Origin of the sequence: Pseudomonas caspiana, assembly GCF_002158995.1 — a bacterium.
In the GTDB taxonomy this organism is placed as follows: domain Bacteria; phylum Pseudomonadota; class Gammaproteobacteria; order Pseudomonadales; family Pseudomonadaceae; genus Aquipseudomonas; species Aquipseudomonas caspiana.
Window position 1 is genome coordinate 71,281 of sequence record NZ_LOHF01000017.1, and the last position, 13,090, is coordinate 84,370.

The 13,090-nt window shown below is 58.6% G+C and carries 7 protein-coding genes; 4 read left to right on the top strand and 3 right to left on the bottom strand.

The annotated features are described in order from the left end of the window. The first annotated feature begins 381 nt into the window (after window positions 1-381). Both AUC60_RS18780 and AUC60_RS18785 read left to right on the top strand, forming a co-directional pair. On the top strand, window positions 382-1,872 hold the full coding sequence (locus AUC60_RS18780) for a DASS family sodium-coupled anion symporter (protein WP_087270936.1): 1,491 nt from the start codon (window positions 382-384) through the stop codon (window positions 1,870-1,872). 107 nt (window positions 1,873-1,979) lie between these two features. Further along, window positions 1,980-3,392 (top strand): aspartate aminotransferase family protein, encoded by a 1,413-nt coding sequence (locus AUC60_RS18785; RefSeq protein WP_144443274.1) that lies wholly within the window; start codon window positions 1,980-1,982, stop codon window positions 3,390-3,392. Window positions 3,393-3,749: 357 nt separating this feature from the next. Here the strand turns inward: AUC60_RS18785 and AUC60_RS18790 are convergent, their stop codons facing one another. Continuing rightward, window positions 3,750-7,223 (bottom strand): hybrid sensor histidine kinase/response regulator, encoded by a 3,474-nt coding sequence (locus AUC60_RS18790; RefSeq protein WP_087271087.1) that lies wholly within the window; start codon window positions 7,221-7,223, stop codon window positions 3,750-3,752. A gap of 539 nt (window positions 7,224-7,762) precedes the next feature. Here AUC60_RS18790 and AUC60_RS18795 point away from each other — a divergent pair. Both AUC60_RS18795 and AUC60_RS18800 read left to right on the top strand, forming a co-directional pair. After that, window positions 7,763-9,637 carry an MFS transporter gene (locus AUC60_RS18795; RefSeq protein ID WP_087270939.1) on the top strand — a complete coding sequence of 625 codons (1,875 nt, stop codon included), beginning with the start codon at window positions 7,763-7,765 and terminating at the stop codon, window positions 9,635-9,637. A gap of 245 nt (window positions 9,638-9,882) precedes the next feature. Then, the gene (locus AUC60_RS18800; RefSeq protein WP_087270942.1) at window positions 9,883-11,217 is read left to right on the top strand and encodes a lysine N(6)-hydroxylase/L-ornithine N(5)-oxygenase family protein; all 1,335 of its coding nucleotides are present in this window, start codon (window positions 9,883-9,885) and stop codon (window positions 11,215-11,217) included. A gap of 239 nt (window positions 11,218-11,456) precedes the next feature. Here AUC60_RS18800 and dkgB read toward each other — a convergent pair whose 3' ends face one another. Further along, on the bottom strand, window positions 11,457-12,260 hold the full coding sequence (gene dkgB, locus AUC60_RS18805) for a 2,5-didehydrogluconate reductase DkgB (protein ID WP_087270945.1): 804 nt from the start codon (window positions 12,258-12,260) through the stop codon (window positions 11,457-11,459). A gap of 284 nt (window positions 12,261-12,544) precedes the next feature. Then, window positions 12,545-13,084, bottom strand: coding sequence for a PaaI family thioesterase (locus AUC60_RS18810; RefSeq protein ID WP_087270948.1), 540 nt, complete (start codon window positions 13,082-13,084; stop codon window positions 12,545-12,547). Between the last annotated feature and the right edge of the window lie 6 nt (window positions 13,085-13,090).

A 13,090-nucleotide genomic window follows, 5' to 3' on the forward strand; every position in this document is an offset into this window, starting at 1 on the left:
GGGTGTAGAGCAAGGGTGGGCCCCCGAAACCGCAATTCCGGATTTGGAATGCCGACCTGTGGGAGCGAGGCTTGGTCTGGGCGGCATTCCGACGATAAACGATAACGCGGTATGCCTTTTAGCTGCGTCTTATGTATCGCGGGCAAGCCTCGCTCCCACAGGGGGACGGCTTTTCAATTCAATAGGTACTTGTAGCCCCACGAGTTGCGGATACCTCACGAGACTCGCCCGGGACAACTCTCCTGCCTGGCTGGCATCCGTGTTGTAGAACAGGGTCGTTGGCCATTCGTTGATCCACCTCAATGCCAGCTGTGATAGAGGGGCGCATGATGCAAGTCGTGCGAACTCCCGATTCGCGCTGTGCCGGATCAAGGAAACCCAATGAACGCCTCTTCAACCGTTCCCGAACAACCACCCGTCAAGATCAAATTACCCATGGGCTTGCTGGTCGGTATCGCGGTCATGGTGGCTGTGCTGTTGCTGCCATTCCCGGAGGACCTGCCCATCGCCGGGCAGCGCATGCTGGCGATTCTGGCGTTTGCTGTGGTGGTGTGGATCACTGAAGCGGTGTCCTATGAAGCCAGCGCGATCATGATCACTTCGCTGATGGCGTTTCTGATTGGTACTGCGCCGACGCTGAAAGACCCCTCTGTGATCTATGGCTCGTCTGCCGCAATCACCATGGCCCTGACCGGATTCTCAAACTCGGCATTGGCGCTGGTGGCGGGCGCGTTGTTCATTGCGGCTGCCATGACCCATACCGGGCTGGATCGGCGTATCGCTCTGGTAACGCTGTCACGCATCGGCACCAGCACGCGAAGGATCATGCTCGGTGCAATCTTCGTCACCATCCTGCTCAGCTTAGTGGTGCCCAGTGCGACCGCGCGCAGTGCTTGTGTGGTGCCGATCATGATGGGCGTGATTGCTGCGTTCGGCATGGACAAACGCTCCAATGTCGCCGCCGCGATCATGATCATCGTTGCCCAGGGCACCAGTATCTGGAACGTCGGTATCCAGACTGCCGCTGCGCAAAACCTCCTGACCGCAGGCTTCATGGACAAGATGCTCGGTGCCCGAGTGTCCTGGCTCGACTGGCTGATCGCCGGTGCGCCCTGGGCAATCATCATGTCCGGCGTGTTGATCGTGCTGGTGCTCAAATTACTGCCGCCGGAAAGCGACAATATTCCGGGTGGCAAGGAGGCGGTGGCGCAATCACTGGCTGATATCGGGCCCATGACGAGCGCGCAGAAACGCTTGATGGCGGTTTCTATTGGCTTGCTGTTGCTGTGGGCCACGGAAGGCAAACTGCACAGCTTCGACACCACATCGACCACCTATGCCGGTCTGGTTCTGCTGTTGTTGCCCGGCTGGGGCGTGATGACCTGGAAGGACGTGCAGTCACGCATTCCCTGGGGCACGGTGATTGTCTTCGGTGTCGGCATCAGCCTCGGTACCGCGTTACTCACCACTCAGGCGGGGCAATGGCTGGGTGTGCAAGTCGTGAGTCGCACCGGGCTGGATCAGGTCGGGCCGTTGAGTGTGTTTGCGATCCTCGCCGGATTTCTGATTCTCATCCATCTGGGATTCGCCAGCGCCACGGCGCTGACCTCGGCGATGCTGCCCATCCTTATTGCTGTGCTGCAAACCTTGCCCGGTGATTTCAATCGTTTGGGCATGACCATGCTGCTTGGTTTTGCGGTCAGTTACGGTTTTATCCTGCCGATCAATGCGCCACAGAACATGGTCTGTCTGGGCACCGAAACCTTCACCGCCCGTCAGTTCGCGCGGGTTGGCATTCCAGTCACCGTGATCGGCTATCTGTTAATGCTGCTGTTCGGCGCCACGTACTGGAAATGGCTGGGCTGGATGTAATATTCGGCATTAAATCCCGACCGCGCTGGTGCGTTTCCTTAAACAGGAATCTACCAGCGCAGGATGGCTTGGCAGATGTCCATTTCCTGTTATCGAGGGTTTGAAGGATGTCAGTCGCCATCAGTCGCAATGAAAACTCATCCGCACGGCTCAACACTGAGCCGGAAGAAGTGCTCTATCACTTCGAAGATTCACCGTTGCTGGAACGTCAGAAGCAACAGGAATCCAACGCCCGCAGTTACCCAAGACGTATTCCGCTGGCGCTCAAAAGCGCTCAGGGTATTTACGTGGAAGACGTCGAAGGACGCACGTTTATCGACTGCCTGGCCGGTGCCGGGACGCTGGCCTTGGGGCATAACCATCCGGTGGTGATCGCGGCGATTCGCAAGGTGCTTGACGAAGGCCTGCCGCTGCACACGCTGGACCTGACCACGCCGGTCAAGGATCAATTCGTTCAGGATCTGTTCGGGTTACTGCCTGAAGAGTTCGCACGCGACGCGAAAATCCAGTTCTGCGGCCCGACCGGCACCGACGCAGTGGAAGCCGCTCTGAAACTGGTTCGCACCGCCACCGGACGCAGCACCGTGTTGTCGTTCCAGGGCGGTTATCACGGCATGAGTATGGGGGCGTTGAGCCTGATGGGCAGCCTCGGGCCGAAAAAGCCTATGGCCGCTTTGCTCAACAGCGGCGTGCAGTTCCTGCCGTACCCTTACGACTACCGTTGCCCGTTCGGGCTGGGTGGCGCTGACGGCATCAAGGTCAATTTGCGTTATCTGGAAAACCTGCTCAACGATCCGGAAGCAGGCGTGCAACTGCCGGCTGCTGTCATTGTTGAAGTGGTGCAGGGCGAGGGCGGGGTGATCCCGGCCGATCTGGACTGGTTGCGTGGCTTGCGGCGCATCACTGCAAACGCCGGTGTGGCGTTGATTGTCGATGAGATCCAGAGCGGCTTTGCCCGGACCGGCAAAATGTTTGCCTTCGAACACGCGGGCATCGTGCCGGATGTTGTCGTGTTGTCCAAAGCCATCGGCGGCAGCCTGCCGCTGGCGGTGGTGGTTTATCGCGAGTGGCTGGACAAGTGGCTGCCGGGCGCTCATGCCGGGACCTTCCGTGGCAACCAAATGGCGATGGCCGCAGGTTCGGCGGTGATGGCTTATCTGAAGCAGCACGGCATCGCCGCGCACGCCACGGCCATGGGCGCACGTCTGACCGAGCACCTGCGCGTGCTGCAGCGGGATTTCCCGCAGTTGGGCGATATTCGGGGGCGTGGCTTGATGCTCGGCGTTGAACTGGTGGACCCGACGGGCGCGCTCGATGGTCTTGGTCATCCACCTGCATTTGGCAAGCTGGCGCCACTGGTGCAGAACGAATGCCTCAAGCGCGGGCTGATCCTGGAATTGGGTGGCCGCCACGGCAGCGTCGTACGCTTCCTGCCGCCGCTGATTATTACCGCCGAGCAGATCGACGAAGTGGCAAGACGGTTTGCCAAGGCATTGGCAGCGGCGGTGGAAAGGGTTTAACCGTTACTCTCATTGTTGATGATCTCCTCTGGGATACCGCCCTTTGTCGCTCGACGCAACGCGATCGCGAAGCAAAACGGTTGATCTGTAGGAGCTCACGAGCAATGCGAGGCAGCGATGGCGTCCTGCCTGATACTCCGCCATCGCGGCCTCGCATTGCTCGTGCGCTCCTACAAAAACGTATTCCAGATCAAGTAGTGTATTTTTTGATACAGACGCCCCGGTGTTCCGGATACCACGCTGTCGCGAAGCAAAACGGTTGATCTGTAGGAGCGCACGAGCACCGCGAGGCCGCGATAGCGGTGTATCAGACAGGACGTCATCGCTGCCTCGCGGTGCTCGTGAGTTCCTAAGACCTCACCCCAACACCACATGCCGACTTAATAGCGCCCGCAACGCTGCGGGCTTGACCGGTTTGGGCAGGTAATCCAGCCCGGCAGCATGCACTTGGGCAATCAGCTCCGGGCGGCCGTCGGCGCTGATTACTACGCCCGGTACCGGTTTACCCAGACGCGTGCGTAACCAGGCCATCAGCTCGGTGCCTGTTTCGCCGTTGTCCAGGTGGTAATCCACCAGCGCCAGTTGCGGGCGTACGCCTTCATCCAGCAGTGCCTGACATTCCTCACGGCTGCGGGCAGTCCAGACCTGACACCCCCAGCGAGTCAGCAAGCTGTTCATGCCGATCAAAATGCTGTCCTCGTTATCAATGCACAGCACCTGCGTCCCGGTCAGCGCAGTGCGGTTCGCGTCGGGCACGACGCTGGCCGGAACTGTCTGATGCTGGGCGAGCGGCACGCATACACTGAAGACACTGCCTTTGCCCGGCCATGAACGCACTTGCAAGGTGTGGCCCAGTACACGGCACAGACCATCAGCAATCGCCAGACCCAGTCCCAGGCCTTTTTCGGCGCGGGTCTGGTGGCTGTCCAGACGTTTGAATTCTTCGAAAATCACCCGTCGTTTGTCTTCCGGAATACCCGGCCCACGATCCCAGACCTCCAGACTCAAGTAGGTGCCACGGCGGCGCACGCCCAACAATATCGGGCCTTTGCCGTAACGGAAGGCATTGGTCAGGAAGTTCTGCAGGATGCGCCGCAGCAATTTGGCGTCACTGTCGACCCGCAGCGCAGTACCACTTACCCGGAACTCCAGGCCTTGCTCCTGAGCCAACGCCTTGAACTCTGCGCCCAATGTGTCGAACAACGTGTTCAGCGCGAAAGGCTGTCGGTCCGGGGTGATCTTGCCGTTTTCCAGGCGGGAAATGTCCAGCAAATCACTGATCAGGTCTTCGGCCGAGCGCAGCGAGCTGTCCAGATGTTGTACCAACTGCTGGGCTTCGGCGGGCATGCCGTCGTTTTGATGGGACAGCGCAGCAGAAAACAATCGGGCGGCATTCAGCGGCTGCATCAGGTCATGGCTGACTGCGGCGAGAAAGCGGGTTTTCGACTGGTTCGCCGCTTCGGCCGTGCCCTTGGCTTCGGTCAGGGCGAGGTTCAGTTGCGACAGCTCATGGGTTCGTTCGGCGACCCGTTGTTCAAGGCTTTCATTCGCGCCCTTGAGTGCATGCTCGGCATCGCGGAAGGCGGTAATGTCAGTGAAGCTCATCACGAAACCACCGCCTGGCATCGGGTTGCCGATCAGCTCGATCACCCGGCCATTGGGGAACATCCGCTCCGACGTGTGGGCGCGGCCCTGACGCATCCAGTGCAGTCGCCGGGCCACGTGAACTTCCGCCTCGCCGGGGCCAAGCAGACCACGCTCGGCGTTGTAGCGAATAATGTCGGCAATCGGGCGGCCAATGCTGATCAGTCCCTCCGGATAATTGAACAGCTCCAGATAACGGTGATTCCACGCCACCAGTTTCAGCGACTGATCGACCACGCTGATGCCTTGGGTAATGTTCTCGATGGCGCCCTGTAGCAGCGCACGGTTGAACTGCAGCACCTCGGACGCTTCGTCAGCGATGCGCACCACGTCCTCGAGCTGCATGTCGCGGCCTTCGATGGCGGCTTTCACCACGGCGCGGGTCGATGACGCGCCGAGTACACCGGCCAACAGGCGCTCGGTGTGGGCGATCCAGTCACCGTTGGCGTTCTGGTTCGGGTTGAAGCCTTTGCCCTGCCGATAGGCAAAGCGGATGAAGCTTTGTCGGGCGCGTTCTTCACCCACGAAGCGCGCGGAAAGGTTCAGCAAGTCCTCGACCTGCACCGCCAGCAGCGGCCGGTTGCCGGTGCTGACGCTGGCGTCCTGACCGATGAAGCGCCCGGCCTGCCAGTGCTCGGAAACCCGCGTCTTGGAGATCACCGACACCCAGCCGAACAGGATGAAGTTGCCCGCCAGCGACAGCACTACGCCTTGGGTCAACGGAGTAATCGGCAGCCCCAGTGGATTGCTGTGCAGCCATGTCAGCAGTGGAAAGGTATCCAGAGACCAACCGAGGCTTTCAGCGGAAATCGGCAATACCAGCGTGTAGAACCAGAGAAAGATCCCGGCACCCAGCCCGGCAAAAACTCCACGGCGGTTGGCCTGCTTCCACCACAGTGCGCCGAACATCGCGGGGGAGAGTTGGGTAATGGCAGCGAAGGCGATCTGGCCAATGGTTGCCAGACTGGCAGTCGAACCCAGCAGTCGGTAGCAAACATAGGCCAGCAACAGAATGACCACGATGCTGACCCGGCGCACCGACAGCATCCAGTGGCGGAACGCTTCAAACGGGCGCTCAGCCGTTTTACGGCTCAGCAGCCACGGCAGCAGCATGTCGTTGGAGATCATCGTCGACAGCGCGACACTCGCCACAATCACCATTCCCGTGGCCGCCGAGGCGCCGCCGATGAACGCCAGCAGGGCCAGCGAAGGGTGAGTCGTCGCCAGTGGCAGGCTGATCACGAACGAGTCCGGCAGCACCGAGTCCGGGAGGAGCATTTGCCCGGCCAGTGCGATTGGCACTACGAACAGTGCCGCGAGAACCAGATAGGCGGGAAACACCCACTTGGCCAGCCGCAAGTCTTGCGGGTCGATGTTTTCTACGACGGTGACGTGAAACTGTCGTGGCAGGCAGACAATCGCCATCATTGCCACGCCGGTCTGGACCACCATTGAAGGCCAGTTGATGGTTTCCTTCCAGTACTCCTCAAGCCGTGGCGCGATCAGGGCCTGATTGAACAGGTCGTCGAAGCCGTCATACAGGCCGTACGTCACGAACGCGCCCACCGCCATGAAGGCGAACAGCTTGACCAAGGCCTCGAAGGCAATGGCCATGACCATGCCACGGTGGTGCTCGGTGACGTCCAGATTGCGCGTACCGAAAACAATGGTGAACAGAGCGAGGACCAGCGAGACGATAAGTGCTGTGTCCTGCGCCCGGGTCCCGGCGGCGTCCGCGACGGCGCCAATGAGGATGTTCACACCGAGCACGATGCCTTTGAGTTGCAGGGCGATGTAGGGCAAAACCCCAACCAGGCAGATCAGCGCAACCACTACTGCCAGGGATTGCGACTTGCCGTATCGGGCGGCGATGAAGTCGGCAATCGAGGTGATGTTTTCCTGTTTGCTGATCAGCACCATTTTCTGCAGTACCCATGGCGCCAGCAGCATCAGCACCACAGGCCCTAGGTAAATCGGCAGGAACGACCACAATTGCTCGGCGGCCTGACCAACCGCGCCGAAGAACGTCCAGCTGGTGCAGTACACCGCCAGCGACAGGCTGTACACCCACGCGCGCAGCCGGGGCGGCAGCGACGTACTGCGCCGGTCACCGTAAAAGGCGATGGCAAACATGATGGCCATATAAGCCAGGGCAACGGCCGCAATCAGCCCGGTGGACAGCGACATAGACATTCAGAGCCTCAATAACAAGCTGGCTAGTCTCGCATGAAGGTTCGGGGTAGTAGGAGCGACTTTAGTCGTGAAAGGGAAGAGTGGGCGGATGTGGGCACTTGGGGCGCTTGTCGCAGGCAAGCACTGCCCGCAAATCTGTTGATTCCTTTGGGAGCAGCCCGGGTGTTCATCACACCGCGCTATCTCACGCCAAACGATGGAGATGGACTTGTAGGAGCGCACGAGCACCGCGAGGCCGCGATAGCGGTGTATCAGACAAACTGCCATCGCGGCCTCGCGGTGCTCGTGAGCTCCAGCATGTATTTCAATTCAGTGGCATACAGGTAGTCTGGATACGAACCGAGCTTCTCGCGATAAACGATGATGCGGTCTGTCTGGGCAACCACAGCGCCTGAATCGCGGGCAAGCCTCGCTCCCACAGGATCTGCGCCATTCTGAATTGACCTCCAGATCTACAACATTCGGAAACGTCCTATCGACATTACGTCATCTAACGTCTTCAATGTGGCCCAAGTCATTCAGGATCGCGGACGATGAGCCATCAGTCACAATTCACCCTGCTTGGAAAGCGTCGATTCCTGCCGTTTTTCATCACCCAGTCACTTGGGGCATTCAACGACAACATCCTCAAGCAATCGCTGATTCTGGCCATTCTCTACAAGTTGAACATCGACGGTGATCGCTCGATCTGGGTGAACCTGTGCGCCTTGCTGTTCATCTTGCCGTTCTTCCTGTTTTCTGCACTGGCCGGGCAGTTTGGTGAGAAGTACGCCAAGGATGCGTTGATTCGTGTGATCAAGCTGGCCGAGATCGGCATCATGCTGGTGGGATCGGTGGGGTTTCTGTTCGGACACCTGTGGCTGATGCTATTGGCGCTGTTCGCGATGGGGACCCACTCAGCGTTGTTCGGGCCGGTGAAGTATTCGATCTTGCCGCAACACCTGCGAGAAGAAGAACTGGTCGGCGGCAATGGGCTGGTTGAAATGGGCACCTTTCTGGCAATTCTGGCCGGGACCATCTGTGCCGGCATCATCATGTCTACTGCGCATTACGAGATGTTCGTCGCCAGCGTGATGGTGCTGACTGCGTGTCTGGGCTACATCGCCAGCCATAGTATCCCGCGGGCCGCAGCCGTTGCGCCGCAGATGAAAATCGAGTGGAACATCTTCACTCAGACCTGGGCCACCCTGCGCTTGGGGCTTGGCCAGACGCCAGCGGTGTCGCGCTCGATTGTCGGTAACTCGTGGTTTTGGTTCGTCGGTGCGATTTACCTGACGCAAATCCCGTCCTACGCCAAAGAGTGGCTGTACGGCGACGAAACCGTGGTGACGCTGATTCTGACCGTGTTTTCCATTGGCATCGCAACTGGCTCGATGCTGTGTGAGCGCATGTCCGGACGCAAGGTGGAAATCGGTCTGGTGCCGTTTGGTTCGATGGGCCTCACGGTGTTTGGCCTGTTGCTGTGGTGCCATTCCGGGCAGATGCCGCAGAACGTCATGGCCAACGACTGGCTGGGCGTGCTGGGTTTCAGTCAGGCGTGGTGGGTGTTGCTGGACATTCTCGGGATCGGGATTTTCGGTGGCTTCTACATCGTGCCGCTGTACGCGTTGATTCAGTCCCGAACGCTGGAAAGCGAGCGCTCGCGGGTGATTGCTTCCAATAACATCCTCAATGCGCTGTTCATGGTGGTCTCGGCGATTGTTTCGATCTTGCTGCTCAGCGTGGCTCAGCTGTCGATCCCGGAGCTGTTTCTGGTCATCTCGTTGATGAACATCGCGGTCAACGTCTACATCTTCAAGGTCGTTCCCGAGTTCACCATGCGCTTCATGATCTGGCTGCTCAGCCATTCCATGTATCGCGTCAAACACCAGAATCTCGATCAGATTCCCGACGAAGGCCCGGCATTGCTGGTCTGCAATCACGTTTCTTTCGTTGATGCGCTGTTGATCGGCGGTGCGGTGCGGCGGCCGATTCGTTTCGTCATGTACTACAAGATCTACAACCTGCCGGTGCTCAATTTCATCTTCCGCACTGCCGGGACCATTCCTATCGCCGGGCGCAGTGAGGACTTGCAGATCTACGATCAGGCGTTCAAGAAAGTCGCGCACTACCTGAGCGAAGGCGAACTGGTGTGCATCTTCCCGGAAGGCAAGTTGACCAGCGACGGCGAGATCGATCAGTTCAAAAGCGGTATGACGCACATTCTTGAGCAGACGCCGGTGCCGGTTATCCCAATGGCGCTGCAAGGCTTGTGGGGCAGCTTTTTCAGCCGCGCACCGGGTAAAGGCTTGTTCCGGCGCCTTTGGTCGCGGGTGACTGTGGTTGCCGGGCCGGCGTTGACCGGTGATGCCGCCGCCCCGGCAGCGGCACGCGAGCAAGTGGCGCTGTTGCGTGGGGAGTTGCGTTAAGCCCACGCATTTGAATTCAGCCCTGTAGGCGCTCACGAGCAACGCGAGGCAGCGATGGCGGTGTATCAGACACACCGCCATCGCTGCCTCGCGTTGCTCGTGAGCTGCTACAGAAGATTGACGTAAGCGACAGCAGTGTCCGATCAATCGTTAAATTTTGTTTCTCTGTCCTCGTTTCCTACTGCAACAGGCCACCTTGCTGGCCATCGATTGACGAGCGGGCGACATCTCCCGAGGACACTGGAATGACACAGGCTCTTGTATCTGCCGTGGTTCACGATTTGATCGGTATCGGTTTTGGTCCATCCAATCTGGCACTGGCAATTGCCCTGCAGGAGCGGGGTGAACGGGAGGGTGCGCTGGATGCGTTGTTCCTCGACAAACAGGCCGATTATCGCTGGCACGGCAACACGCTGGTGACCCAAAGCGAATTGCAGATTTCCTTCCTCAAGGATCTGGTCACGCTGCGCAATCCCACCAGCCCGTTTTCGTTCGTTAACTACCTCAAGCAACACGGTCGCCTCGTGGACTTCATCAACCTCGGGACGTTTTACCCGTGCCGGATGGAGTACAACGACTACCTGCGCTGGGTCGCGGCGCAGTTCAACGAGCAGAGCCGCTATGGCGAAGAAGTCACCGCCATCGAGCCGGTACTGCACAAACAGCAGGTCGAGGCGCTGCGGGTTATTTCCCGTGATACACAAGGCCAGAATCACGTACGGACCACCCGTTCGGTCGTGGTCAGCCCTGGTGGTACGCCGCGTATCCCTGAAGCATTCTCCAGCCTGAAGGGGGACGCGCGAGTGTTCCACCATTCGAAATATCTGCAGTCCATGGCCCAGCAAGCCTGCGCCCTTGGCAAGCCAATGCGCATTGCGATCATTGGCGGCGGGCAGAGTGCGGCCGAGGCCTTCATCGATCTGAACGACAGCTATCCGTCGGTGCAGGTGGACATGATTCTGCGCAGCCCTGCACTCAAGCCTGCCGACGACAGCCCGTTCGTCAACGAGGTGTTCTCACCCGAATTCACTGACCTGATGTTCAGCCAGAACGGCCAGCAGCGCGAACAGATGATTCGTGAATACCACAGCACCAATTATTCGGTGGTGGACATTGATCTGATTGAGCGCATTTATGGTGTGTTCTATCGCCAGAAAGTCTCCGGCATTGCCCGTCATACTTTCCGCAGCCTGACCTCAGTGCAGAACGCTAAGGCTACGGCCAACGGTATTGAAGTGGCGCTGGGCAATCTGGCCAATGGTGAAAGCAGCGTGCAGACCTACGACGCCGTGGTCCTGGCCACCGGTTACGAGCGTCAGTTACATCGCCATCTGCTGGAACCGCTGAGCGAGTACCTGGGGGATTTCGAAGTGGATCGCGACTATCGGATCAAGACTGACAGCCGCTGCAAAGCCTCGATTTATATGCAGGGCTTCTGTGAAGCGAGCCACGGTTTGAGCGACACCTTGTTATCAGTGCTGCCAATCCGTGCTGATGAAATTGCCGAGTCGCTGTACGCCAATGTGGTGCGGGCTGGGCGTGATCAGTCGGTGCTGGAGCGGTTGGTGGCGGTGGGGTGAATGCATCTCAATGAATAGGAATTGGATCTCTTGTGAGAGCACCTGCAATTAGCTGACTTGGGATGCTTTTCTGTAGGAGCTTACGAGCACCGCGAGGCAGCGATGGCGGTTAGTCTGACACACCGCTATCGCGGACTCGCGGTGCTCGTGCGCTCCTACAGTTCCGTGTTTGCTTCGCGACATCGTGGCGTCAGAGACAGCTAGCTCCCACTGCTATCGCATTCCAAATCAGGTTCTGATCAATCCCATTTCGGCGCAAGGCTGGCAGGGCTGGTCAGGCGGTGGCCTCGATCCAGCGCTGCGATCTGCTCCATATCTTCGTCGCTCAGCTTAAGCTCGCGGGCCTTTAGGTTGTTCTCAAGGTTGCTGCGTTTGGTCGACGACGGGATCACCGCGTAGCCCAATTGCATCGCCCAGGCCAGCGTCACTTGTGCAGTCGAAGCGTTGTGGCGCTTGGCGATCTGTTCGATCACCGGGTCCTTGAGCACTTCTCCGTAGGCGAGGGTCATGTAAGACGTGATGTGGATACCCTGCTGTTTGGCAAAATCAGCCACCTTGCGGTTTTGCAGGTAGGGATGCAGCTCGATCTGGTTGGTCGCGATGTTCTCGGCACCCACCACTTCAATGGCCTCCTTCATCAACGCGATCGTGAAGTTGGAAATACCGATCTGTTTCGTCAGCCCCTGCTTTTTGGCATCCAGCAATGCTGTCATGAATTCCTTGACCGAGACTTTGCCTTCAGGTGATGGCCAGTGGATCAGCGTCAGATCCACATGATCAGTCTGCAGTTTTGCCAGACTTTCCTTGAGGCTGGGGATCAGCTTGTCGGCGGCGAAGTTGTCCGTCCAGATTTTGGTCGTGATAAACAGCTCTTCACGAGGGACGCCGCTTGCTGCAATGGCTTTACCGACTTCTGCTTCATTGCCATAGATCTGTGCGGTATCGATCACTCGATAGCCGACCTCCAGACCGTTGGTCACCGAGTCGATGACAACCTGGTCCTTGAGGCGAAAAGTGCCGAGGCCCAATGCTGGAATAGTCATGTGCAGTGCTCCTTCAAATTGATTCAACAAACAATACGTGAGCTCAGTATCCCGACTCGGACTGCGGAGAAAAACAGTGGGACGGGAAAGGGATATTTGCCTGTGCGTCACGAATGAGCGTGTAAGATTGGTCAATAGAAGGCATTCAGGGTTCAAGATTTAGCTTATTCAGCAAACACAGGAACTGTAGGAGCTTACGAGCACCGCGAGGCAGCGATAGCGTTTTGTCTGACACGTCGCCATCTTTTCCTTGCGGTGCTCGTGCGCTCCTTCCGAGGTTTTGTTCAAGTATCCATATTGAGAATCATGCAGGTCGTACTCCCAATCGCGTAGAGCCGGTCATCAACGTCGTATAGCCTGCCTTCGGCCAGGGCAGTTGAACGGCCGACGTGGAGCACTTTGCCTTCCGCGCGCACGGGGCCGACTGCATGGTTCAACGCTCTTACGTAACTGATGCGCAAATCCAGGGTGGTGTAGCCCTGACCTTTTTTCAGGAGGCTATGGATTGCACAGCCCATGCACGAGTCCAGCAATGTCGCGGCGTACCCGCCATGCACGCTGCCGAGCGGGTTGTAGTGGCGTTCGTCAGGCGTCCCCTGAAAAATAAACTCCCCCGGCGACCAGCGCAGTGGGATGAAATCCATCAGCGCGCCAATGGGCGGACAGGGCAGATCGCCACGGCCGATGCCGTCGAAGAATTCTGAGGGTTCCAGGCTGGCTACTTCGGTCAGGCGCATCGTGCCCGCCGCACCCAGGCGTTCACGTATCGCCTGTTCTTCTTGTCGCCAATGGTTGAGTTTTTCTTCTCGGGACAGGGTCTGCATGGCGCG

Bases quoted from the DNA above. Each gene is read 5' to 3' on its own strand.
- AUC60_RS18780 (WP_087270936.1), top strand. From the start codon at position 382: ATGAACGCCTCTTCAACCGTTCCCGAACAACCACCCGTCAAGATCAAA.
- AUC60_RS18785 (WP_144443274.1), top strand. From the start codon at position 1,980: ATGTCAGTCGCCATCAGTCGCAATGAAAACTCATCCGCACGGCTCAAC.
- AUC60_RS18790 (WP_087271087.1), bottom strand. From the start codon at position 7,223: ATGTCGCTGTCCACCGGGCTGATTGCGGCCGTTGCCCTGGCTTATATG.
- AUC60_RS18795 (WP_087270939.1), top strand. From the start codon at position 7,763: ATGAGCCATCAGTCACAATTCACCCTGCTTGGAAAGCGTCGATTCCTG.
- AUC60_RS18800 (WP_087270942.1), top strand. From the start codon at position 9,883: ATGACACAGGCTCTTGTATCTGCCGTGGTTCACGATTTGATCGGTATC.
- dkgB (WP_087270945.1), bottom strand. From the start codon at position 12,260: ATGACTATTCCAGCATTGGGCCTCGGCACTTTTCGCCTCAAGGACCAG.
- AUC60_RS18810 (WP_087270948.1), bottom strand. From the start codon at position 13,084: ATGCAGACCCTGTCCCGAGAAGAAAAACTCAACCATTGGCGACAAGAA.